This is a genomic window from Streptomyces sp. NPDC101776, from assembly GCF_044766845.1.
Taxonomy (GTDB): Bacteria; Actinomycetota; Actinomycetes; order Streptomycetales; family Streptomycetaceae; genus Streptomyces.
On record NZ_JBIWMV010000016.1, the window covers coordinates 148,000 to 171,482 of the forward strand.

A 23,483-nucleotide genomic window follows, 5' to 3' on the forward strand; every position below is an offset into this window, starting at 1 on the left:
CCGAATAGGGTGGGAAGGCTCCACCGGTACGCCCCCCAGACGCACCACGGGATCTCTCGCAGGACCCACCTCCCCACATCCATCCGCCCATACCCATGTTGACGCGGACAGGAGCGGTCATGCCCGCCACGCACCACTCGTCACCACCCCCGACATCCGGCCCGGACACGCCCCGCGTGCGCCCCGCCGGCACGGCACCGCCCGCCCCGGAGCCACCCTCCGCGGGCGGCACGTCCCCCGGCATCGGACGCATCCCCGTCCTCGATGTCAGGCCGGTCGTCCAGCACGGCCACCGGCCCGCCAAGGCGGTGACCGGTGAGGCCTTCGAGGTGTCGGCCACCGTCTTCCGCGAGGGCCACGACGCGGTCGCCGCCAACGCCGTCCTCTACGACCCGGACGGCCGCCCCGGTCCATGGACCCCGATGCGGGAGCTCGCCCCCGGCACCGACCGCTGGGGCGCCACCGTCACACCCGGCGCACCCGGCCGGTGGACGTACACCGTGGAGGCCTGGAGCGACCCGGTCGCCACCTGGCGCCACCACGCCCGGATCAAGATCCCGGCCGGGATGGACACGGACCTGGTCCTGGAGGAGGGCGCGCGGCTGCACGAGCGCGCCATCGCCGGCGTACCGAAGGGCAAGGGCCTGCGGCCCGTCCTCCGCGCCGCCGTCACCGCGCTGCGCGACGAGACCCGCCCGCCCGCGTCCCGGCTGTCCGCCGCGCTGACGCCGGAGGTGGACGAGATCCTGGCCCGGTATCCCCTGCGCGAACTGGTCACGGTCTCCGAACCCCGCGGGCTGCTGGTGGAGCGGGAGCGGGCGCTCTACGGCGCCTGGTACGAGTTCTTCCCCCGCTCCGAGGGCACGGCGGCCGAGCCCCACGGCACGTTCCGTACGGCGGCGAAACGGCTCGCGGGCATCGCCGCGATGGGCTTCGACGTCGTCTACCTGCCGCCGATCCACCCGATCGGGACCACCTTCCGCAAGGGCCCGAACAACTCGCTGTCCGCCGGGCCGGAGGATGTGGGCGTCCCGTGGGCGATCGGCTCGCCGGAGGGCGGGCACGACGCGATCCACCCCCGGCTCGGGACGCTGGAGGATTTCGACGCGTTCGTCGCGCGGGCCGCCGAGCTGGGCATGGAGATCGCGCTGGACTTCGCGCTCCAGTGCTCCCCCGACCACCCCTGGGTGGACAAGCACCCGGAGTGGTTCCACCACCGCCCCGACGGCACGATCGCCTACGCGGAGAACCCGCCGAAGAAGTACCAGGACATCTACCCGATCGCCTTCGACCGGGATCTGGACGGGCTGATCGCCGAGACGTTGCGCGTGCTGCGGCACTGGATGGACCACGGCGTGCGGATCTTCCGCGTGGACAACCCGCACACCAAACCGGTCGTGTTCTGGGAGCGGGTGATCGCGGACATCAACGCCACGGACCCGGACGTGATCTTCCTGGCCGAGGCCTTCACCCGCCCCGCGATGATGGCCACCCTCGCGCAGGTCGGCTTCCAGCAGTCGTACACCTACTTCACCTGGCGCAACACGAAGGCCGAACTCACCGACTACCTCAGCGAGTTGGCGGGCGAAGCCGCCGCCTACATGCGGCCGAACTTCTTCGTGAACACCCCCGACATCCTCCACGAGTTCCTCCAGGAAGGCGGCCGGCCGGCCTTCGAACTGCGCGCGGTACTCGCCGCCACCCTCTCTCCCACCTGGGGGGTGTACAGCGGGTATGAGTTGTGCGAGAACACACCGTTGCGGCCCGGCAGCGAGGAGTATCTGGACTCCGAGAAGTACCAACTCCGGCCCCGCGACTGGGTGTCGGCCGAGCGGGAAGGACGTAGCATCGCGCCATTGCTCGGCAGGCTCAACGACGTCCGGCGGCGCAGCCCCGCGTTGCGGCAGTTGCGTGATCTCCACTTCCATCACACGGATCAGGAGGCGGTGATCGCGTACTCGAAGCGGAGCGGTTCGAACACGGTTCTGGTGGTCGCGAACCTCGACCCGCACCACACCCAGGAGGCCACGGTCTCGTTGGACATGCCGCAACTCGGCCTGGAATGGCACGAGTCGGTGCCGGTGCGCGACGAGCTCACCGGTGAGACCTATCACTGGGGCAGGGCCAACTATGTGCGCCTGGAACCGGGCAACCGGCCCGCACACATCCTCACCGTCCTGCGACCGTCCCCGCAGATCGGAGGGTCACCCACAATATGATCGTCAACGAGCCCGTCCCGGACACCTTCGAGGACACTCCCGCCAAGGACCGGGACCCCGAGTGGTTCAAACGCGCCGTCTTCTACGAGGTCCTGGTCCGCTCCTTCCAGGACAGCAACGGCGACGGCATCGGTGACCTCAAGGGCATCACCGCCAAACTCGACTACCTCCAGTGGCTCGGCGTCGACTGCCTCTGGCTCCCGCCGTTCTTCAAGTCCCCACTCCGGGACGGGGGTTACGACGTCTCCGACTACACCGCCGTACTCCCCGAATTCGGCGACCTCGCGGACTTCGTGGACTTCGTGGACTCGGCCCACCAGCGAGGCATGCGGGTCATCATCGACTTCGTCATGAACCACACCAGCGACCAGCACCCGTGGTTCCAGGAGTCCCGCAGAGACCCCGACGGCCCCTACGGCGACTACTACATGTGGGCCGACGACGACAAGCAGTACCCCGACGCCCGCATCATCTTCGTCGACACCGAAGCCTCCAACTGGACCTTCGACCCGGTCCGCCAGCAGTACTTCTGGCACCGCTTCTTCTCCCACCAGCCGGACCTCAACTACGAGAACCCGGCCGTGCAGGAGGAGATCATCTCGGCGCTGAAGTTCTGGCTCGACCTGGGCATCGACGGCTTCCGGCTGGACGCCGTGCCCTATCTCTTCGCGGCCGAGGGCACCAACTGCGAAAACCTTCCGGCAACCCACGAGTTCCTGAAGCGGGTGCGGAAGGAGATCGACGCCCAGTATCCGGACACGGTGGTACTGGCGGAGGCGAACCAGTGGCCCGAGGACGTCGTCGACTACTTCGGCGACTTCCAGAGCGGCGGCGACGAAGCCCACATGGCCTTCCACTTCCCGGTCATGCCCCGCATCTTCATGGCAGTCCGCCGGGAGTCGAGGTATCCGGTCTCGGAGATCCTCGCGAAGACCCCCGCGATCCCGTCCGGCTGCCAGTGGGGCATCTTCCTGCGCAACCACGACGAGCTGACCCTGGAGATGGTCACCGACGAGGAACGCGACTACATGTGGGCCGAGTACGCCAAGGACCCCCGCATGCGCGCCAACATCGGCATCAGGCGGCGCCTGGCCCCCCTGCTCGACAACGACCGCAACCAGATCGAACTGTTCACCGCCCTGCTCCTGTCGCTCCCCGGTTCGCCGATCCTCTACTACGGCGACGAGATCGGCATGGGCGACAACATCTGGCTCGGCGACCGCGACGCCGTCCGCACGCCGATGCAGTGGACACCGGATCGCAACGCAGGTTTTTCGTCCTGTGACCCCGGCCGACTGTCACTGCCGACCATCATGGACCCCGTCTACGGCTACCAGGTCACCAACGTCGAGGCGTCGATGTCGTCGCCCTCCTCGCTGCTCCACTGGACCCGCCGCATGATCGAGATCCGTAAGCAGAACCTGGCGTTCGGCCTCGGCTCGTACCGGGAACTGCCGTCGTCGAATCCAGCGGTGATCGCGTTCCTGCGCGAGTACGAGGACGACCTCGTCCTGTGCGTGAACAACTTCTCCCGGTTCGCGCAGCCGACGGAACTGGACCTGCGGGCGTTCAATGGGAGGCATCCGGTCGAACTGTTCGGCGGGGTGCGCTTTCCGGCCGTAGGAGAGCTGCCGTACTTGCTGACGCTGGCGGGGCACGGCTTCTACTGGTTCCGGCTCCGCAAGGAAGCCGCCTAGAGGTCCGGTCCCCGGGGCGGGGGCGGGGCGGCTTCGGTTTCCCTCGCCCCTTCCGGGGCACGCAACAGTGACACCCCGACCACCCCCGGGGAAAGGAACGTGACACTATGGCGGAAACTGTCACACTTTCCGGCCGGACCAGTCCTGGTCCCGGTCCCGGCCTCCTCGCGTCGCTGGACCCCCTTCTGCGGGAGTGGTTGCCGAGGCAACGGTGGTTCGCGGGCAAGGGGCGTCCCGTCACCGGCTTCTCGCTGGTGGCGGCGACCGAACTCCTCCCGCTGGACGGCACGCTGGGCCTCTACCACCTCCTGGTCCGCGCCCACCAGCCGCAGACCCAGGGCGACTGCTACCAACTCCTCATAGGCGTGCGCGAGGCGCTGCCACCCCGGCTCGCGCCCGCGCTGATCGGACATGTGGAGGAGGGCCCGCTCGCCGGTCACACGGTGTACGAGGCCCTGTACGACCCCCGGCCCGCCGAGGTGCTCCTGGAGGCGTTGCGCACCCGGGCCCGCATCGGCGGGCTGCGCTTCGAGCGGGCCCCGGACGGCCCGGACCCCGGCCCAGGTCTCACACCACGCCTGATGACCGCCGAACAGTCCAACTCGTCGGTCGTCTACGGCGACGCGTTCATCCTGAAACTGCTGCGCCGGATCGTGCCCGGCACCAACCCCGACCTGGAACTCCCGCTGGCCCTCGCGCTGGAGGGCTGCCCCCGGGTGCCGGCGCCGACGGCGTGGCTACGGGCGGAGTTCGCCGACGAGCGGTACGTCCTCGGGGTGCTCCAGCCGTTCGTGCAGGGCGCGGCGGACGGCTGGGAGCTGGCGCTGAGCGAGTTGGCCAAGGGGGAGGACTTCGGCGCGGAGGCGCGGGCGCTGGGGCGGGCGACAGCGGAGGTACACGTCTCCCTGGCCCGGGCGCTGCCGACCACGACCTTGGGCCACGTCCAGTTGGAAGTCCTGGTCACGGGCATGACCGAGCGCCTGAACGCGGCGGCGCAGGCGGTCCCGGCACTCCGCCCCTACGCCTCCGGTCTGCGCTCGGCGTTCTCGGCGCTGGCGGACCTGGCGGCCGAGGGCGAGACATGGACGGCCCAGCGCATCCACGGAGACCTCCACCTCGGCCAGTGCCTGCACTCGCCGTCCGGGGAATGGTCCCTGATCGACTTCGAGGGCGAGCCGTCCAGGCCGCTGGCGGAACGCCGGATGCCGCAACCTGCGGTGCGGGACATCGCGGGGATGCTGCGTTCCTTCGACTACGCGGCCCACTCGACGACTCCGCCGACGCCGGGCTGGGCGGACCGGTGCCGGGCCGCGTACTGCTCCGGGTACGCGGAGATCACCGGCGTGGATCCGCGTACGGACCCGGTCCTGCTCCGCGCGTACGAGACGGACAAGGCGATCTACGAAGTCCTCTACGAGGCCCGCCACCGCCCCGACTGGCTCCCGGTCCCCCTCTCCGCGGTACGCCGCCTGGCCAACCCCGACTCCACCCCCTGACCCACCCCGCCCTGGAGGCTCCACCCGTGACCCCGCGTCCCCCGTCCCCGTCCAACGGTCCGGATCCAAAGCCGAGGAAAAAACCGGCGAAGAAGGCGGCACCGAACAAGAACGCCGTGGCGAAGACCGGTTCGGCGAAAGAGACCTCGGCGACAGAAGCTGCGACGGAGAAGGCCATGACGAAGACGGGCGCCACGAAGACGGGTACGGCGAAGAGGACGAACGTGACGGCGAGGATCCCGGCGGAGACGGGCTCGGCGGAAAACGTCGTGGCGAAGACAGACAGCGCGAAGAAGGCCGTGCCGAAGAGGACAGAGGCGAACAAAGCCGTGAGCAAGAAGGCCGCAGCGAAGAAGGGTGCCGGGAAGAAGAGCTCGGCGAAGAAGGGCCTGGCCAGAAAGACGAGCGTGCCGTCCGAGAAGCCCACACGAAGGACGGTGACCGCCGACACGGAGGTGGATTCTCCAGCACAGGACGGGGGGACCACGGCGCCGGAACAGACGGTCTCCGTATCCGAGGCGGAGGTCTCCGTATCGGAGGCGGAGGTCTCCGTATCGGAGGCGGAGGTCTCCGCGTCGGAGCAGGCACCCTCCGCATCGGAGCAGACGGCTACCACCCCCGACATCACATCTACCCCGGAGCCAGGCCCCACCCCGGAGCCAGGCCCCACCCCGGAGCCGGGGCTCACGCCGCCCACCGAACCAACCCCACTCATCCCCCCCACTGACGCCGCCCCCCCGACCGTCGCCGTCTCCCCCGCCCTCGACGCCACGGACCGCGACCGTCTCCTCCACGGAACACACCACGCCCCCCACTCCGTACTCGGTGCCCACCCGGTCCCAGGTGGGGTCGCCTTCAGGGTGTTTCGGCCGTTCGCGGTGGGAGTGGGCGTCGTGGCGGGGCAGTTGAGGGCCGAGTTGCATGATGACGGGGACGGTTTCTTCTCCGGGTTGGTCCCCCTTCACGGTGTGCCGGAGTATCGGCTCGCCGTGGCCTACGACGGTGCCGTGCAGGAGGTCGAGGACGCGTACCGGTTCCTGCCCGCGCTCGGGGATCTGGACCTGCATCTGCTCGGTGAGGGCCGGCACGAGGAGTTGTGGCAGGCGCTCGGGGCGCGGCCGATGACGCATCAGGGGGTCGCCGGCACCCGTTTCACCGTGTGGGCGCCCAACGCCCAGGGCGTACGCCTCGCCGGTACCTTCAACTTCTGGGACGGGACGGGCGCCCCGCTGCGCTCACTCGGCTCCACCGGTGTCTGGGAACTGTTCATGCCGGGTATCGGCGAGGGCGAGCTGTACAAGTTCGAGATCACCCGCCCCGACGGTTCGAAGACGATGCGCGCCGACCCCATGGCCCGCCACACCGAGGTCCCGCCCGCCACCTCCTCGATCGTCCACGCCTCGCACTACGAGTGGCACGACGAGGAGTGGCTCGCGGGGCGCACCGAACTCCCCGCCCACAAAGCCCCCTTCTCCGTCTACGAACTCCATCTCGCCTCCTGGCGCCCGGGATTGACGTACCGCCAGCTCGCCGAGCAACTCCCCGCCTACATCAAGGACTTGGGCTTCACCCACGTCGAACTGATGCCGGTCGCCGAGCACCCCTTCGGCGGTTCCTGGGGCTACCAGGTCACCGGCTTCTACGCCCCGACCTCGCGCCTCGGCACCCCCGACGACTTCAAGTTCCTCGTCGACGCCCTGCACCAGGCCGGCATCGGCGTCCTCATGGACTGGGTACCGGCCCACTTCCCGCGCGACGACTGGGCGTTGGCCGAGTTCGACGGCCGCCCCCTGTACGAGCACGAGGACCCGCTCCGTGCCGCGCACCCCGACTGGGGCACCCTGGAATTCGACTTCGGCCGCCGCGAGGTCCGCAACTTCCTGGTGGCGAACGCCGTCTACTGGTGCGAGGAGTTCCACATCGACGGCCTGCGCGTGGACGCGGTCGCCTCGATGCTCTACCTCGACTACTCACGCGAGCCGGGCCAGTGGACCCCGAACGAGCACGGCGGCCGGGAGAACCTCGACGCGGTCGCCTTCCTCCAGGAGATGAACGCGACGGTGTACCGCAGGGTGCCCGGTGTCGTGACCATCGCCGAGGAGTCCACCGCCTGGGACGGCGTCACCCGCGCCACCCACCACATCGGCCCCGGCGGATTCGGCGGCCTGGGCTTCGGGTTGAAGTGGAACATGGGCTGGATGCACGACTCGCTCGACTACATGTCGCACGAGCCCGTCCACCGCAAGCACCACCACGGCGAGATGACGTTCTCCATGGTGTACGCGTACAGCGAGAACTACGTGCTCCCCATCTCCCACGACGAAGTCGTCCACGGGAAGCGGTCGTTGGTGTCGAAGATGCCCGGCGACTGGTGGCAGCAGCGCGCCAACCTCCGCGCCTACCTCGCCTTCATGTGGGCCCACCCCGGCAAGCAACTCCTCTTCATGGGACAGGAGTTCGCCCAGGGCGCCGAGTGGTCCGAGACCCACGGCCCCGACTGGTGGCTCCTCGACCCGGCGTACGGCGCGGAGGCGGACCACCGCGGCGTACGCGACCTCGTCCGCGACCTCAACACCGTCTACCGCCACACCCCCGCCCTCTGGCAGCTCGACACCGACCCGGCCGGCTTCCAGTGGGTGACGGGCGACGCGGCCGACGACAACGTCTTCGCCTTCCTCCGCTACGACGCCGACGGCTCCCCCCTCCTCGCCGTCAGCAACTTCTCCCCCGTCGTCCGCCCCGACTACCGCCTCGGCATCCCGGACGACATCCCCGCCTGGCACGAAACCCTCAACACCGACACGGCCCTCTACGGCGGCGGCGACATCACCAACCCCGACCCCATCAAGCCCGAGCCCCAACCGTGGCACGGCCGCCCGGCAAGCATCCGAGTGACCTTGCCCCCGCTGGCAACGGTCTGGCTGCGACCGGCATAGCAACCTGGCGTCGTAAGCGCGGGCCGGCAATATCCAGCCGGTCCGGCGCCCTCCCAACACAGGCCGACACCATCCAGCCCGTCCGGCGTTTGAGGACGAGGCCCCTTCAGGGCCGAAGCGGGGGTCTGGGGGCGCAGCCCCAGGGACGGTCACCCAGACACCGCCGCCACCAAGCTCAGCGGCAGCGCCCCCATATGCAACACCCCCAGCCGCTGAGTCGCCCGAGTCAACGCCACGTACAGATCACTCGTCCCGTACCGCCCCGGCTCGACCACCAACACGGAGTCGAACTCCAACCCCTTCGCCTGCCGAGGATCAAGCAGCACGACACTCCGCGTCAGATCCGGCTCCGCCCCCGCCGTCACCCCGTCCAGCCGCGCCGCCAGCCGCCGATGCAGATCCCGCGGCGCGATCACCGCCAACCGCCCCTCCGCAGGCGTGAGTTCACCCACGGCCTTGGCGACAGCCCCCGGCAGGTCATCCGTGGCCCGCACCCAGGGCCGTACACCGGTGGACCGAACCGAACTCGGCGGTTCGAAGGACGGGTTCTCCGCGCGGACGACCGCCGCCGCGAGGTCCATGATCTCGGCGGGCGTGCGGTAGTTGACGCCGAGCCGGCGGTGGTCGAAGCGGTCCTCGACATACGGGGCGAGGATCTCCGACCACGAGCCGACGCCCGCCGCTTCCGAAGTCTGGGCCGGGTCGCCGACCAACGTCATCGACCGCGTCGGACTGCGCCGCATCAGCAAACGCCAGGCCATCGGCGAGAGTTCCTGCGCCTCGTCGACGATGATGTGCCCGAACGCCCAGGTCCGGTCCGCCGCCGCGCGCTCGGCGGCACTTCGGTGGTCCTCCTCCTCATGCCGCTCCGCGAAGCGCTCCGCGTCGATGATGTCGTGCGCGGACAGCACCTCGGAGCCCTCGGGGTCGCCCTCCTCCTTGTCCTCGAACTCGAAGGTCCGGGAGGCGAAGGACACGTCCAACACGCCCTGCGCGAACGACACTTGCTCCTCCCGCTCACGCTGAACCCGCGCCCGCCGCACCCGGTCGTCCCTCCCGAGGAGTTCCGCCGCCTCGTCGAGCAGCGGTACGTCCGCCACGGTCCACGCCCGGGTCACCGGGCGGCGGATGGCGTCCGCGTCGTCGTCGGAGACGTAGCCCACGGGGTCGGCGAGGAAGTCCGCGACGAGGTACTGCGGGGTCAGGCGCGGCCACAACTGGTCGATGGCGGACCAGACTTCGGGGTTCTCGGCGAGTTCGTCGCGGATCTGGGTGATGTCGCTCGGGTCGAGCAGGTTGCCGCCGTCGAACGGGTCCGTGCCGATGCGTTCGGCGACCATCTCGGTGAGGGTGTTGAGGATGTGGCCCTCGAAGTGCTCGCGGGCCGCGTTGTGCGGGAGCCGGGCCTCGCGGGTGCGGTCGCGGGCCATCCGGACGAGGCCGTCGTCGAGCATGAGGATCTCGCGGTCGTGCTCGATCGCGATGACCGGGTCGGGCAGGGACTGCCAGTCGCGTACGACGGCGGCGAGGACGTCGGCCATGTCGGCGCGCCCCTTCACGGCCGCCGCCGCGCGCGTGTCGGTGGCCGTGGCCTTCACGCCGGGAAAGAGTTCACCAACCGTCGCCAGCAGTACGCCGGTCTCGCCGAGGGAGGGCAGCACCTCGCCGATGTAGCCGAGGAACGCGGGGTTCGGGCCGACGATCAGGACGGCGCGCTTGGCGAGCAACTCCCGGTGCTCGTAGAGGAGATACGCGGCCCGGTGCAGCGCGACGGCGGTCTTGCCGGTGCCGGGGCCGCCCTCGACGACGAGCACCCCGCGATGGGGAGCGCGGATGATCTCGTCCTGTTCGGCCTGGATGGTCTGCACGATGTCGCTCATCCGGCCGGTGCGCGCGGAGTTGAGCGCGGCGAGCAGCACGGCGTCGCCGGTCGGGTCCTCGTGGCCGGTGCGGGTGGCGTCGCCGAGGTCGAGGATCTCGTCGTGCAGGGCGGTGACGCGGCGGCCGTCGGTGGTGAGGTGCCGGCGGCGGCGCAGGCCCATCGGGGTGTGGCCGGTGGCGAGGTAGAAGGGGCGGGCGACGTCCGCGCGCCAGTCGATCAGGATCGGGGTGAGGTCGACGTCGCCGTCGCGGATGCCGATCCGGCCGATGTGGTGGCGGACCCCGGAGGTCAGGTCGATGCGGCCGAAGCAGAGCGAGCCGTCCACGGCGTTCAGCGCGGCGAGCAGCCCCGAGCGCTCGGCGACCAGGATGTCCCGCTCCAGCCGGGCCTGCATGGGCGTGTTGCCCTGCCCGAGCGCATCCGTGACGGAGTCCTCGGTGGCGCCGCGCAGCGCGTCCACGCGTGCGTACAGACCGTCGATGAATTCCTGCTCACCGTGAATTTCATCGCTGTTTGACAATTCCACTCCCGGACATATATACTGTGCTCACTGAGCTTCTTTGCGACTCAATTCCCGTGAAGTCGCGAACCATTGAATATACGCAAAGAAATCCCCCGAGCGCAATTGCTCGGGGGATTTCTTTGCGTATCGGGCGGACTCACAGCACGTCGGAGAGCTCCTCCAGCAGCCGACGCTTGGGCCGGGCCCCCACCATGGCCTTCACCGGCTCACCGCCCCGGAAGACCATGAACGTGGGCATCGAGAGCACCCTGTAGGCGTTCGTGGTCTCCGGATTCTGATCGACGTTCAACTGCACCACTTTCAGCCGGTCCGCCTCCTCGGCGGCGAGGGCACGCAGTACCGGTCCCATCTGCCGGCACGGCGGACACCAGTCGGCGGTGAATTCCACCAGCACCGGCAACTCGGCCCGGATCACCTCGGCCGCGAAATTCCCGTCCGTCACGTCCAGCACGCCTGTCACGTCCGTCGCCTCGGTCACAGTTCCCGCCCTCCCAGTTCGCACAACGGTTCCGGCTCCTCGACGGTCGCAAGCCGCACCCCGATCTCCGCCCGCACCGCCTGCAACTCCCCGATCAGGGTGTCCAGTTCGGCCAGCTTGCGCCGGTAGACCGCGAGCGACGCCGGGCACGAGTCGCCCTCCGGGTGCCCGGCCCGCAGACACTCCACGAAGGGCCGCGTCTCCTCCAGGTCGAACCCGAAGTCCTGCAAGGTCCTGATCTGCCGGAGCAGCTTCAGATCACCCTCGTCGTACGTCCGGTACCCGTTCCCCCCGCGCCGCGCGGGCAGCAACCCCCGCGACTCGTAGTACCGCAACGCCCGCGTGGTGGTCCCGGCCCGCGCGGCCAGCTCGCCGATTCGCATGCGTACGACGGTAGTCCTTGACGTCGGCGTGAAGGCAACGGCTGCTCGGGGCGCGAGGGTCACTCCGGGTCGTCGTCCCCGGCGCCCCGCGCCCCGAGCAGCCGACGCGTCAACCGGTCCTGGTCGGCGAGGAGTTCGTCGAGGGCCGCGCGGAGGTCGGCCGGTTCCGTGACCGCCGACTCCCGTTCGGCCGCGATCAGCACGGACCGGCGTACCAGCTCCTTCGTGAAGGACGCCGTCGTGCCCTCCGTACGGGTCACCACCTCCGCGGCGATCTCCTCGTCGAGGTCCAGGGCCGTGCCGTAGAGAGTGAGGAGGCGGGCGCGTCCCGGGGCGTCCGGGAGGGGGATCTCGACGGCGAGGTCGACGCGGCCGGGGCGTTGGACCAGGGCGGGTTCGAGGAGGTCGGCGCGGTTGGTGGTGAGGAGGAAGGCCACGTCGGCGTCGTCGCCGAGGCCGTCCATCTCGTTGAGGATCTGGAAGAGGAGGGGCTGTTCGCCGCTGCCGTGGTCGCGGGCCTCGGCGATCAGGTCGCAGTCCTCCAGCACGACGAGCGCGGGCTGGAGCATCCGGGCCAGGGCGCAGGCGGGGCCGATCGCGTCGATGCCCGTGCCGGACAGGACGACGACCGTGAACTGCGGGAGGTGGGAGAGGAGATAGCGGATCGTGTGGGTCTTGCCGGTGCCGGGCGGGCCGTAGAGGAGGAGGCCGCGGCGCAGGTGCTGGCCGGCGGCGCGGAGTTGCTCGCGGCGGCGGGCCACGCCGACGACCTGGCGTTCGACGCGCTCCAGGAGGCCCTCGGGGAGGACGATGTCCTCGCGGGTCAGGGCGGGGCGGCGGTGGAAGCGGAACGGGCCGAGGCCGTGGCCGAACTCGGAGCCCTCGAAGGAGAGCACCTGGCCGCGGAAGATGTTGTGCTCGCGCACGAGCACGTCGAGCTGGGCGAGCAGCCGGTCCGCGAACTCCTTGTCCCGCGCGAGGACTTCGATCTCCACCTTGTCGCGCCCGTACTCGTCGGCCGGTCCGCGCAGCAGTACCGCGAACCGGTCCTCGCCCTCCGAGCCGAGGTAGAACCCGCAGGAGACACAGGGGAGTTCGGCGTCCGCCGAGATCGGCAGATGGGCGTAGTCGACCGCGCCGATCGTGAACCGGTCGTGGCGGTCGGCGGCTTCGAGGATGTCGCCGAGGGTGAGATCACCGCGGTTCTGCGCGCCGCGCATCCCGATCAGTTCGTACGAACGCCCTTCCCCGGCGAACCAGTTCTCCAGCGCGAGATGCACGTTCGGGAGGTCGTACGGCGGATACGCGGCCTTGACGACGGGCCGGTCCGCGGGCGCCGTGCCGAGGTGCGTGCGAAGGCGTTCGGTGAGGTTGCGGGCGGGGTCGTGGTCCTTGGGCTTGGGGCGGGCGACGGCGGCGAGGAACTGATGGAAGAGGTCGCCGATCTCCTGGATCGACAGCGGCGAGGGGTCCCGCCGGGCGCCGTACCTGCGCTCGTACTCCGCCGCACTGACGATCTCCAGTCCGTCCGATCCATCCGATCCATCCGATTCGCCCATGTCCGCCTCCCTTGTTCCGATGTGTCGGACCAGGGTGTCAGACCATGACCCCCGCGGAGGTCTCCACCTCCAGCAGGGAGGCGCTCTCCCGTTCCTCGTCGAAGGCCTTCCGGCCGCCGCGCAGGCCGAACAGCCGCTTGGCCAGGGCGATATAGAGGACGGCGAGGATATTGAGGACGAGGGTGGCGATCTTCAACCAGCTGATGTGTTCGGTGAGTTCGTAGATCTCCAGCGGCAGGAACGCGGCGGTGGCGACCACCGTCAGATACTCCGCCCAGCGCTTGGCGTACCAGAGCCCGCCGGCCTCGACGAGTTCGATCAGCGCGTACGCGAGCAGCAGGACGGCGACCAGGACGAGCGTGGAGTGCTTGTAGCCGAAGGTCTTCTGGATGCTGCCGACGATCGGCGAGTGGTCGAGGTCGTAGTGGAAGTGCTTGAAGACGGGGCGGAAGACGTTCAGGTAGTCGTCAAAGAGCTTGCGCACCGAGTCCTGGCTGTTGCTGAACTTCCACACCGCGGCGGCGACCAGCACGATGAACACCCCGCGCACGGCCCGCTCGATGGCCAGGAAGCGCAGGATGAACAGATCGCGCAGCACCTTCCCGCGCGGCACCAGCGGGGCGTGGTCGGCGGGCCCGGACGTGTGCGGTTCGCCGAGGACGAAGTCGCCGCAGCGCAGACAGCGCCAGGCCTCGCCGAGCTTGGTCTCGGCGCGCAGCCGGTCCCGCAGCGCCGTCTCGTCGGGGGCGTACGTCACATGTCCGTGCCGTGCGCAGTGCCGCCGGTCCCAGTCGATCTTCATGCCCATGGCCCCCGTGACTCCCACCGAACGTGAACGTGCCGTGCCGCGCCGGAGGATTCCGGCACGGCACGGCACGGTAGTGCATCCCCCGGAACAGCGGGGAGGTGGACCGGGCGGCTGAGCGACGGGGGGACACCCAGCCGCCCGGCGTGGTCGGGGCGTCCGGGCCGTGTTCAGGCGGGTCCGGGCGCCCCGGTCTGGGGGCGAGCACCAACGAGGCTCAGGCCTTGGCGAGTTCCTTCTCGCCGCCCTGCTCGGGTACGGCGTCAAGGTGCTCGTCGCCGTCCGGCTCGTCGAGCAACGTCTTCTCGTCGAAGGGCAGTTCACCGGCGAGGACCCGGGTCACCCGCTCCTTGTCGACCTCGCCGGTCCAGGTGCCGATGAGCAGCGTGGCGACGGCGTTGCCGGCGAAGTTGGTGACCGCGCGGGCCTCGCTCATGAAGCGGTCGATGCCGATGATCAGGCCGACGCCGTCGACCAGGGCCGGCTTGTGCGACTGCAGACCACTGGCGAGTACGGCGATGCCGGAGCCGGAGACACCGGCCGCGCCCTTGGAGGCGACCATCATGAAGAGCAGCAGGCCGATCTGCTGACCGATGCTCATCGGCTGGTCCATGGCGTCGGCGATGAACAGCGAGGCCATGGTCAGGTAGATCATCGTGCCGTCGAGGTTGAAGGAGTAGCCGGTCGGCACGGTGATGCCGACGACCGGGCGGCTGACACCGAGGTGCTCCATCTTCGCGATGAGCCGCGGCAGTGCGGACTCGGACGAGGAGGTGGAGACGATCAGCAGGAACTCACGGCCGAGGTACTTCAGCAGCTGGAACAGGTTGACCTTGGCGACCAGCTTGGTCAGCGTGCCGAGCACGACCACGATGAACAGGAAGCAGGTGACGTAGAAGCCGGCCATGATCGTGCCCAGCGCCTTGAGCGCGTCCATGCCGGTCTCGCCGATGACGGCGGCCATGGCGCCGAAGGCACCGATGGGCGCGGCCCACATGATCATGCCGAGGACGCGGAAGACCAGCTTCTGGATGTACTCGACGCCGCGCAGCACCGGCTCGCCGGTCCGGCCCATGGCCTGGAGCGCGAAGCCCGTGAGGAGCGCGATCAGCAGCGTCTGGAGGACCTGACCCTCGGTGAACGCCGACACGAAGGTGGTCGGGATGATCCCGAGCAGGAAGTCGACCGGGCCCTCGGCGGCGGCCTGGGCCTGCGTGTGTCCGACGCCCTTGACGGCCTCGGTCAGGTGCATGCCGCTGCCCGGGTGGATGATGTTGCCGACGACCAGGCCGATGGCCAGCGCCACGAACGACATCCCGATGAAGTAGGCGAGCGCGAGCCCGCCGACCTTGCCGACCTGCGCCGCCTTCCGTACGGAGCCGACGCCGAGCACGATCGTGCAGAAGATGATCGGCGAGATCATCATCTTGATCAGCGCGACGAAGCCCGTACCGATCGGCTTCAGTTCCTTGGCGAAGTCCGGCGCGATGAACCCGACGGCGATGCCGAGGGCGACCGCGACGATCACCGCGATGTAGAGGTAGTGGGTGCGGTCCCGCTTCACGGGCGGTGCTGCGGGTGCGGCAGGTGCGGGTGCGGGGGTGCTGGCCACGGCTGCCCTCCTTGACGACGTCGTCGGCATCATCCGGCGTGCGGCTCACGACCGGTGGAACCCGGGCTGCGAGTGCGGCTCACGTCCGGGGATTCAGGGGTTTCAGGGTTCTTGCGGGTTCTACGGGTCCTACGGGTCCTACGGCGATCCGCACTGATCGATGTGCGGGTCGGTCCGGGAGGCGGCTGCTTCCGGGGTTGCGGTGACTATCTCCCGGCTTGTGAGGGCGGTCACCCTTACGTTCATTGAGTACACGTCTCACACATTGGCTTGCTAGTTTTTGAGAATGACCGAGCACGTGAAGCGGGCGTTCAAGTACCGCTTCTACCCGAGCGACGCGCAGGCGGCCCAACTCCTGCGCACATTCGGCTGTGTCCGCACGGTCTACAACCTGGCTCTGCAGGCCCGCACCACCGCCTGGTTCACCGAACGGCGTCGGATCAACTACGTCCAGACATCGGCGCTACTGACCGCATGGAAGAAGACCGAGGAGTACGCCTACCTGGCCGAAGTCTCATCGGTTCCCCTGCAGCAGGCACTGCGACACCTGCAGGGAGCATTCACGAACTTCTTCGAGAGACGCTCCGCCTATCCGCGTTTCAAGTCCCGCAAGAAGTCCCGCAACAGTGCGGAGTACACCCGCTCGGCTTTCGTCCACCGCGACGGTCGACTGACCCTGGCGAAGATGCGGGAGCCGCTGGACATCGCATGGTCCAGGCCTCTGCCCGAAGGGCAAGCGCCGTCGACAGTGACGGTGTCACGGGACAGCGCGGGACGCTGGTTCGTCTCGATGCTCTGCGAAGACGTTTCGGTGAAAGCGCTCCCGACTAGCCGGGCGGCAGTGGGTATCGACGCGGGCATCACGTCACTAGTGACTCTGTCGACCGGCGAAAAGGTCGTCAATCCGAAGTTCGAGAGGAAGGACCGGGCGAAACTGGCCCGCGCGCAACGAGACCTGTCTCGCAAGGAGAAGGGCTCCAGGAATCAGGACAAGGCCCGCACCCGGGTCGCACGTATCCACGCCCGGATCGCCGACCGGCGCCGGGACTTCCTGCACAAGCTGTCCACGCGTCTCGTTCGTGAGAACCAAACGATCGTGATCGAGGATCTCGCCGTCCGGAACATGCTGAAGAACCGCCCGCTCGCCCGTGCGATCTCCGATGCCTCATGGGCCGAACTGCGTTTCATGTTGGAGTACAAGGCCCAGTGGTACGGCCGCGAACTGATCGCCGTGGACCGCTGGTACCCATCGAGCAAAACCTGCTCGGCCTGCGGCCATCTAGTCGCGAGACTGCCGCTGAGCATCCGGGAATGGACCTGCGCCGCATGCGGGGCGCACCACGACCGGGATGAAAACGCGGCGAAGAACGTCCTGGCCGCCGGGCTGGCGGTGTCGGCCTGTGGAGCCGGTGTAAGACCCCAACGGAGAGTCTCCGGGCGGGCGGTCGGCGGTGAAGCAGGAAGTCTTCGAAGGAGCGCCGGACAGCGGCGCAGAGTCGGGGATTCCCCCTCCGCGGAGTCGGGAGAGGTCAATTAGTTCGCGCTTATCCCATCGAGCGCAATGACGAGGATCAGAGGGGTGAGCAGCGCAGAGAGGCGAGGCACACTAATTCCATGCGCATTCCCCGCGTCCCCCGTCCCCGCAGTCTCGCCGGCCAGCTCTTCGGCATGCAGGCGGTGCTGATAGCGGTCGTCGTCGCCGGGTACGCGCTGTTCACCTACGTCAGCGACCGCAGCCAGGCCGAGGACGCGGCCGGCCGGCAGGCGATCGCGGTGGCGCGGTCGGTCGCGGACTCGCCGTCGGTGGTGGCGGCGATCGGTACGTCCGACCCCACCGCGCGGCTGGAGACGTACTCCGTGCGCGTCCAGCGGGACACCGGGGTCGACTTCGTCACGATCATGAATCCGCAGGGCATCCGCTGGACCCACCCCGACAGGAACCAGATCGGGAAGAAGTTCCTCGGCCACATCGGGCCCGCCCAGCAGGGCCGCACCTTCACCGAGACCTACACCGGTACGCTCGGCGCGTCCGTCCGCGCGGTCACTCCCGTCTACGACGCCGGTCACACCCGGGTCATCGGCCTGGTCAGCGCCGGCATCCGGGTCGAGGCGATCACTCAGCGGGTGCAGGACCAGGTGACGGCGCTGATCGGGGTCGCGGCCGGCGCGCTGGCACTGGGTGCCGTAGGGACGTACGTCGTGAACGCCCGTCTCCGCCGTCACACCCACGGCATGAACGCGACCGAGCTGAGCCATATGCACGACTACCACCAGGCCGCGCTGCACGCGGTGCGGGAAGGGCTGCTGATGCTCGACGGCCAGTACCGGGTGGCGCTGATGAACGACGGCGGTCGCGAACTGCTCGGCGTGACCGGGGACCCGGTGGGCCGCTCGGTGGCGGACCTGGGCCTGCCCGCGCCGCTGACGGGGGCGCTGCTGTCGTCGGAGGAACGGGTGGACGAGGTGTATCTGACGGCGGCACGGGTGCTGGTGGTGAACACGTCCCCGGTGTCGGGCGGCGACCGCCGCGGAACGGTGGTCACCCTCCGCGATGTCACCGAACTCCAGTCCCTGATGGGCGAGTTGGACTCGGAGCGCGGCTTCACACAGGCGCTGCGCTCACAGGCGCACGAGGCGGCGAACCGGCTGCACACGGTCGTCTCGCTGATCGAACTGGGCCGGGCCGAGGAGGCGGTGGACTTCGCGACGGCCGAACTGGAGCTGGCCCAGACCCTGACCGACCAGGTCGTCTCGGCGGTGAACGAGCCTGTGCTGGCTGCCCTGTTGCTGGGCAAGACGGCCCAATCGAACGAGCGGGGCGTCGAGTTGGTCGTATCGGAGGACAGCGGTCTGGACGACGGCCTGCTGCCGGACTCGCTCCCCGCGCGGGACCTGGTGACCATCCTCGGCAACCTGATCGACAACGCGGTGGACGCGGCCCAGGGAAGCCTGCGGGCCCGGGTCACGGTGACGGCCCGCACGGAGGCGAACGCGGCCGGCTCCCGCTCCGCGCTGGTCCTCCGGGTCGCGGACACGGGCTCGGGAGTGGATCCGGCCCACGCGGAGGCGGTCTTCCAGCGCGGCTTCTCGACGAAGCCGGCGGGGCCGGGGGGGCGGGGGCTGGGCCTGGCGCTGGTACGGCAGGCGGTGAACCGGCATGAGGGGACGTTGACGGTGGCCGAGGCGGAGGGGGGCGGGGCGGTGTTCGAGGTGCGGTTGCCTTTGTGGGGGGACGGGGCGGATTCGGGTGCGGGTCGTGCTCCGGCCTCGTCTCAGGGTTCTGTTTCCGAAGGTGGCAACTCATGACTACGGCCGAGCCGATCCGTGTCCTCATCGTCGAGGACGATCCCGTCGCCGCCGACGCGCACGTGATGTACGTGGGCCGGGTACCGGGGTTCGTGGCGGTGGGCAAGGCGCACACCGGTGCGGAGGCACGGCGGGCGCTGGAACGTACCCAGGTCGACCTGTTGCTGCTGGATCTGCATCTGCCGGACGCGCATGGGCTGCAGCTCGCGCGGTCGTTGCGGGCGGCCGGGTATCACGCCGACGTCATCGCGGTGACCTCGGCGCGGGATCTGGCCGTCGTGCGGGAGGGGGTGTCGCTGGGGGTCGTGCAGTACGTGCTGAAGCCGTTCACTTTCGCCACGCTGCGGGATCGGCTGGTGCGGTATGCCGAGTTCCATGCGGCGGCGGGGGAGGCGAGCGGTCAGGACGAGGTCGACCGGGCGTTGGCCGCGCTCCGGGCGCCTTCGCCTGCGGCGCTGCCCAAGGGGTTGAGTGCGCCGACGTTGGAGCGGGTGACTGTCGCTCTACGGGATTGCGGCGAGGGGCTTACGGCTGCGGGGGTGGCGGTGGCGGTGGGGATTTCTCGGATTACCGCTCGGCGGTATCTGGAGCATTTGGTGGAGGCGGGGCGGGCTGCGCGGAGTCCGCAGTATGGGACTGTGGGGCGGCCTGAGTTGCAGTATCGGTGGGTTAAGGGGTGAGTGGGGGGTCGGCCAGGGCTGCGGCTCGGGCGCGGGAACGGGAGGCTTCGGTCAGCGCGTTGACGCGGGTGTAGGCGTCGGCGGCCTGGAGATAGGCGATGCGGGCCTCGGCGGGGTGCTGGGCTGCCGTATGGGCGAGAGCCAGGTTCTCCAGAGCCTTCGCCTCCGCGTACCAGTCCTCGAACTCCCGGAGGATCTCACTGGCCGTACGGGACGCCTCGATCGCGTCCGCCGGGCAGTCGTGGTGCAAGGCGCCGCCGAGGTTGAGCCAGGCCCTGCCCTCGCTGTAGCGGTTTCCGACGGCCTGGTGCATGTCTCGGGCATGGGTGAGTGCGTGGATCGCTTCCTGCCGCCGGCCCACGATCACCAGAGCACCGCCGAGGTTGCTCCACGCGATGGCTTCGAGATGCCGATTCCCGGCGGCTCGGAACAGGTCACGGCCGCGGGTGTGCGCGTCGATCGCCTCCTCCGCCGAGCCTTCCGCCTGCAGAGCGGAGCCGAGACCACTCCATGCCATGGCCTCGCCCGCGGTGTGCCCGATGGCCCGGAACAGGTCACGGGCAAGGACGTGGGCCTCGACCGCCTTCCGCGCGCGGCCCAACTCCCGCTGGGCGACACCGAGATCGTTCCACGCGCCGGCCTCCTGCCGCAGGTCCCCGGCCCGGTGGGCGGCCTCCTGCTGCACCTTCGCCACGGCGACCAGGTCATCGAAGTACCGCCGCCGGTCCAGATACACCGACAGCCGCCCGCCCAGCCGAACGGCCGTGTCGGCGAACCGCTCCTCGCGTGCCCATCCCACGGCCGCCACCAGACCGGCCCGTTCCCCGTCGAACCACGCCAGCGCCTGTGCCTGGTCGGTGAACGGCTCCGGATCCGCCGTCCCCGACCGCCAACTCAGCCGGGCATTGGCCGCGTTCACCCATCGTTCGTAGCACCCCAATACGCGCTCCCGCCCCGCGTCACCCTCCTCCCGCAACTCGGCGTCCCCCGCCACCACACCCACCCCGAATGCCCGCACCAGGTCATGCAACCGCCACCACCCGTGACCGCTCCCCCGCTCGACGAGATGCGCACGCGCCAACGCCCTCAACTCCCGCACCGGAGGCGCCTCGGCCCTGACCAGTGCGGCAATGACCTCGTCACTCACTTCCGCCCCCGGCGCAAGGGCGAGCAGCCGCAACAACCGCGCCTGGTCCGGCAGCAGTCGGCGGTAGGAGAGGTCGAAGGCGGCGCGGACACTCCGCTCACCGTCGTCGAGATGGTCGAGCCGGTCGCGTAACTCCCCCATTTCCGCGACGAGTTCGGTCAACGGCTTGCCTGGGTCCTCCGCGAGCAATGCGGCCGCGATCTGGAGGGCCAGCGGCAAGTGCCCGCAGAAGAGGGCCAGTTGCTCGGCCGTGTCGGGCTCGTCGACGATGCGGGAGTCGTCCGGGTCGGCGATCCGCAGGGCACGGCCGAGGAGTTCGTACGCCTCCTCCGGCGTGAGCTGATCCAACGGGACGAGCCGCGCGCCCAGTTGAGGCAGCCGGTCCCGGGACGTGACCAGCACGCGATGCGGTCCATCCCCCGGCAACAACGGCCGCACCTGATCCGGCGAGGAAGCGTTGTCGGCAAGGACGAGCACCGCACCTCGCTCCTGCGCACGCCCTGCGAGCGTCGAGCGGTAGAGGGCCACCCGTTCGTCCGCCGCGGCGGGAATGTGCTCGGGCTGAACACCGAGGGCCCGCAGCGGCGCCTGGAGCGCCCGGTCGGCGGTGACCGGCTCCTGGTCGTACCCGTGCAGGTCGATGAACAGCACCCCACCCGGAAACCACCCTCGCGCACACGCCAGATACGCGGTCTCGACAGCCAGCGCGGTCTTGCCGATGCCGCCGAGACCGGACACGGCGGCGACGAGAACGGCCGGCGTTTCCTTCAACTCCCCCGCCGGATCCAGCGCCCGCAGCAACGCCGCCGTCTCGCTCCCCCGCCCGGTGAACCCCGCGGGCCTCGGCGGCAACCCGGCCAACGCCTCCGGCACAGCGCCCCCACCCCGCTGAATCACCACCTGTACGCCGACGACCTCCCGCAGAAACACCCCACCCCGGAAGTCCGCATGGTCCCCGTCGTACCAGGAAGCCGCACCCCCACTCCCCATGGCCCGCGCAACCGCACCGGCGACACCATCCGGATCGGCGGAGAGCAGCTCGGCCAGCGCCTCCCCCCACTCCCGTACGGCATCACGCCAGGCAGGATCATTTGCCGCCTCGGCGATCTCCCGCCCGGACGCCCCGCCGTCGAGCCCCAGTTGCCGCGCAAGCTCCGCCACCGCACGACGCCCCGCGTCCCCACCGGCCCCCGCCGACAGAGCCTCCAACAGCGCAGCTTTCATGCACTCGTCCCACCGTTCCGTACCAGGCTCGCGCCGCCCGCCCCCGGAGGGTCAACGGTAGAGGCTGGGAAGGGAGTTCACGCGGCCTTCGCGTACCAGACGACCTGCCAGGCCAGCCCCGCCACGGCGACCGCCTCCACCCCCGAGATCCCGACGAGCAGCCCACTCCCCGCGTCCACCCAGAACACCACCAACGCGGCCAACGGCACCGCGCAGAACGCCGTCAGGTCCACCACGACCTGAACCGCCTTCCGCGACCTGCGCCGCCGGTCCCCCCGGTGTGCCGTCTCCCACCCGAACGCCTCGAACCCACCGCCCGGTTGGGCCAACACCGCGAGTCGCGGCCCGAGTTGATCGCGGACGTACGCCCCGATCGCCGAGATCTTCTGATCGTTCACGAGGTACGTCCACCCGAGCACGACACACACCGGCGGCAACGCCAGCAGCATCGACGCCTGCTTGGCCTGCGCGGCGGCGGCGATGACAGCGGCCACGACGCCCAACGTGACGTAGAGCAGGTTGTCCCGGAACCCGATCCGCGCCTTCTGCTCGTCCTTGATGCTCTGGTACTCGGCGAGCAGCAACTGCCCGACCGTTACGTCCTGTTCCGGCACTCGATTCCCTTCCCCCGCAGTACCTTATGAGTGTGCCGGAGCCGCAGCCCACAGTCCTCGTCCTGACCGCACTCCCTCTCGAATACGCCGCCGTCCGCGCGTACGTCGAGAAGCGAGAGGAACTCGTCCACCGCGACGGAACCCGAGTCGAACGGGGTCAACTCCCCGGCACCCCTTGGCATGTTGCCCTCAGCGAACTGGGCGTAGGCGCCGACCGGGCCGCCGCGCTCACCTCCCAACTCATCAACTGGCTGCATCCGGAAGCCGTGTTGTTCGTGGGTGTCGCCGGGAGCCTGAAGGACGACATCGGGATCGGTGATGTCGTCGTGGGGACGCAGGTGTACGAGATCTACGGCGGGAAGCGGGAACCCGGGGGATTCCGGGTCCGGCCGAAGGCCCTGCCGGGTTCGCACGCGCTCGAACAGGCGGCGCGTTCCGCGGTACGGGACATGGCCGACGTACGGGCGCACTTCATGCCGATCGCTACGGGCGATGTGGTCCTGGCCGACGCCAAGTCCGAGATCGCCCGGTTCATCCACAGCAACTACAACGACGCCGGGGCGATTGAGATGGAGGGCTTCGGGGCACTCCAAGCGGCCCATCTGAACGGGCAGTTGAACGCCCTGGTCGTCCGGGGCATCAGCGACCGCGCGGACGCCGCCAAGCACCAGGCCGACGCCTCGGGTTCACAGCAACGGGCTGCCGAGCAGGCCGCGTTGGTGACGGTGGCGCTGCTGCGCAAGCACCGGCCGCGCGAGGGTTCCGGCGGCGCCGAGGAGGAGCCCCATCGGGGCGGTCGGGGGGAGGTCGGAGCGACGTACGGCGGGGACCACATCGACTTCCGAGGAGGGACCTTTCACGGGCCCGTCGTCGGCAAGAGGGTGGACGGGCGAGGGTAGAGGCACCACTCACGGGCCTGTCC

At 69.6% G+C, this 23,483-nt stretch carries 15 protein-coding genes and 1 pseudogene; 8 read left to right on the plus strand and 8 right to left on the minus strand.

Going from position 1 to position 23,483, the window contains the following annotated elements; all coding sequences use genetic code 11:
* Window positions 1–119: 119 nt before the first annotated feature.
* The 4 genes from ACIRRY_RS37000 (at window position 120) to glgB (ending at window position 8,348) form a co-directional block, all read left to right on the plus strand.
* A complete protein-coding gene (locus tag ACIRRY_RS37000) occupies window positions 120–2,219 on the plus strand; it encodes an alpha-1,4-glucan--maltose-1-phosphate maltosyltransferase (RefSeq protein WP_403981782.1) in 2,100 nt (699 codons plus the stop codon).
* A complete protein-coding gene (treS, locus tag ACIRRY_RS37005; protein WP_403981785.1) occupies window positions 2,216–3,916 on the plus strand; it encodes a maltose alpha-D-glucosyltransferase in 1,701 nt (566 codons plus the stop codon). Before ACIRRY_RS37000 ends, treS begins: the two co-directional genes overlap by 4 nt.
* A 107-nt stretch (window positions 3,917–4,023) precedes the next feature.
* A complete protein-coding gene (locus tag ACIRRY_RS37010) occupies window positions 4,024–5,412 on the plus strand; it encodes a maltokinase (RefSeq protein WP_403981787.1) in 1,389 nt (462 codons plus the stop codon).
* Between the two features lie 176 nt (window positions 5,413–5,588).
* Window positions 5,589–8,348 (plus strand): 1,4-alpha-glucan branching enzyme, encoded by a 2,760-nt coding sequence (gene glgB, locus ACIRRY_RS37015; protein WP_403981789.1) that lies wholly within the window; start codon window positions 5,589–5,591, stop codon window positions 8,346–8,348.
* Between the two features lie 149 nt (window positions 8,349–8,497).
* Here the strand turns inward: glgB and ACIRRY_RS37020 are convergent, their stop codons facing one another.
* From ACIRRY_RS37020 to ACIRRY_RS37045, 6 genes are all read right to left on the minus strand, one after another.
* On the minus strand, window positions 8,498–10,750 hold the full coding sequence (locus ACIRRY_RS37020) for a HelD family protein (RefSeq protein ID WP_403981791.1): 2,253 nt from the start codon (window positions 10,748–10,750) through the stop codon (window positions 8,498–8,500).
* A 139-nt stretch (window positions 10,751–10,889) separates the two neighbouring features.
* Window positions 10,890–11,204 carry a thioredoxin family protein gene (locus ACIRRY_RS37025; protein ID WP_403982013.1) on the minus strand — a complete coding sequence of 105 codons (315 nt, stop codon included), beginning with the start codon at window positions 11,202–11,204 and terminating at the stop codon, window positions 10,890–10,892.
* Window positions 11,205–11,227: 23 nt separating this feature from the next.
* Complete coding sequence (locus ACIRRY_RS37030; protein ID WP_403981794.1) at window positions 11,228–11,614, minus strand: MerR family transcriptional regulator; 387 nt, start codon at window positions 11,612–11,614, stop codon at window positions 11,228–11,230.
* A 59-nt stretch (window positions 11,615–11,673) separates the two neighbouring features.
* A complete protein-coding gene (locus ACIRRY_RS37035) occupies window positions 11,674–13,173 on the minus strand; it encodes an AAA family ATPase (protein ID WP_403981796.1) in 1,500 nt (499 codons plus the stop codon).
* A 37-nt stretch (window positions 13,174–13,210) separates the two neighbouring features.
* Window positions 13,211–13,975 carry a DUF2127 domain-containing protein gene (locus ACIRRY_RS37040; protein ID WP_403982014.1) on the minus strand — a complete coding sequence of 255 codons (765 nt, stop codon included), beginning with the start codon at window positions 13,973–13,975 and terminating at the stop codon, window positions 13,211–13,213.
* 220 nt (window positions 13,976–14,195) lie between these two features.
* The gene (locus tag ACIRRY_RS37045) at window positions 14,196–15,623 is read right to left on the minus strand and encodes a cation:dicarboxylate symporter family transporter (RefSeq protein WP_403981798.1); all 1,428 of its coding nucleotides are present in this window, start codon (window positions 15,621–15,623) and stop codon (window positions 14,196–14,198) included.
* A 253-nt stretch (window positions 15,624–15,876) separates the two neighbouring features.
* Between ACIRRY_RS37045 and ACIRRY_RS37050 the strand changes: the two are divergent.
* From ACIRRY_RS37050 to ACIRRY_RS37060, 3 genes and pseudogenes are all read left to right on the plus strand, one after another.
* Window positions 15,877–17,155, plus strand: a pseudogene (locus ACIRRY_RS37050) (RNA-guided endonuclease InsQ/TnpB family protein).
* Window positions 17,156–17,204: 49 nt separating this feature from the next.
* Window positions 17,205–18,896 carry an ATP-binding protein gene (locus tag ACIRRY_RS37055; protein ID WP_403981801.1) on the plus strand — a complete coding sequence of 564 codons (1,692 nt, stop codon included), beginning with the start codon at window positions 17,205–17,207 and terminating at the stop codon, window positions 18,894–18,896.
* On the plus strand, window positions 18,893–19,576 hold the full coding sequence (locus ACIRRY_RS37060; protein WP_200690468.1) for a response regulator: 684 nt from the start codon (window positions 18,893–18,895) through the stop codon (window positions 19,574–19,576). Before ACIRRY_RS37055 ends, ACIRRY_RS37060 begins: the two co-directional genes overlap by 4 nt.
* Here ACIRRY_RS37060 and ACIRRY_RS37065 read toward each other — a convergent pair.
* Both ACIRRY_RS37065 and ACIRRY_RS37070 read right to left on the minus strand, forming a co-directional pair.
* Window positions 19,566–21,947, minus strand: coding sequence for a tetratricopeptide repeat protein (locus tag ACIRRY_RS37065; protein ID WP_403981805.1), 2,382 nt, complete (start codon window positions 21,945–21,947; stop codon window positions 19,566–19,568). The genes ACIRRY_RS37060 and ACIRRY_RS37065 overlap by 11 nt on opposite strands.
* Window positions 21,948–22,024: 77 nt before the next feature.
* On the minus strand, window positions 22,025–22,561 hold the full coding sequence (locus tag ACIRRY_RS37070; RefSeq protein WP_403981807.1) for a hypothetical protein: 537 nt from the start codon (window positions 22,559–22,561) through the stop codon (window positions 22,025–22,027).
* 26 nt (window positions 22,562–22,587) lie between these two features.
* On the opposite strand from ACIRRY_RS37070, the gene ACIRRY_RS37075 reads away from it, so the two are divergent.
* Window positions 22,588–23,460: a nucleosidase gene (locus tag ACIRRY_RS37075; RefSeq protein WP_403981810.1), complete on the plus strand. Its 873-nt coding sequence runs from the start codon at window positions 22,588–22,590 to the stop codon at window positions 23,458–23,460.
* Window positions 23,461–23,483: the final 23 nt, after the last annotated feature.

Excerpts from the sequence above, each read along its gene's own strand:
- ACIRRY_RS37065 (WP_403981805.1), bottom strand. The coding sequence starts at position 21,947 with ATGAAAGCTGCGCTGTTGGAGGCTCTGTCGGCGGGGGCCGGTGGGGAC.
- ACIRRY_RS37000 (WP_403981782.1), top strand. The coding sequence starts at position 120 with ATGCCCGCCACGCACCACTCGTCACCACCCCCGACATCCGGCCCGGAC.
- treS (WP_403981785.1), top strand. The coding sequence starts at position 2,216 with ATGATCGTCAACGAGCCCGTCCCGGACACCTTCGAGGACACTCCCGCC.
- ACIRRY_RS37040 (WP_403982014.1), bottom strand. The coding sequence starts at position 13,975 with ATGAAGATCGACTGGGACCGGCGGCACTGCGCACGGCACGGACATGTG.
- ACIRRY_RS37055 (WP_403981801.1), top strand. The coding sequence starts at position 17,205 with ATGCGCATTCCCCGCGTCCCCCGTCCCCGCAGTCTCGCCGGCCAGCTC.
- ACIRRY_RS37045 (WP_403981798.1), bottom strand. The coding sequence starts at position 15,623 with ATGATGCCGACGACGTCGTCAAGGAGGGCAGCCGTGGCCAGCACCCCC.
- ACIRRY_RS37010 (WP_403981787.1), top strand. The coding sequence starts at position 4,024 with ATGGCGGAAACTGTCACACTTTCCGGCCGGACCAGTCCTGGTCCCGGT.
- ACIRRY_RS37060 (WP_200690468.1), top strand. The coding sequence starts at position 18,893 with ATGACTACGGCCGAGCCGATCCGTGTCCTCATCGTCGAGGACGATCCC.
- glgB (WP_403981789.1), top strand. The coding sequence starts at position 5,589 with ATGACGAAGACGGGCGCCACGAAGACGGGTACGGCGAAGAGGACGAAC.
- ACIRRY_RS37035 (WP_403981796.1), bottom strand. The coding sequence starts at position 13,173 with ATGGGCGAATCGGATGGATCGGATGGATCGGACGGACTGGAGATCGTC.
- ACIRRY_RS37075 (WP_403981810.1), top strand. The coding sequence starts at position 22,588 with ATGAGTGTGCCGGAGCCGCAGCCCACAGTCCTCGTCCTGACCGCACTC.
- ACIRRY_RS37030 (WP_403981794.1), bottom strand. The coding sequence starts at position 11,614 with ATGCGAATCGGCGAGCTGGCCGCGCGGGCCGGGACCACCACGCGGGCG.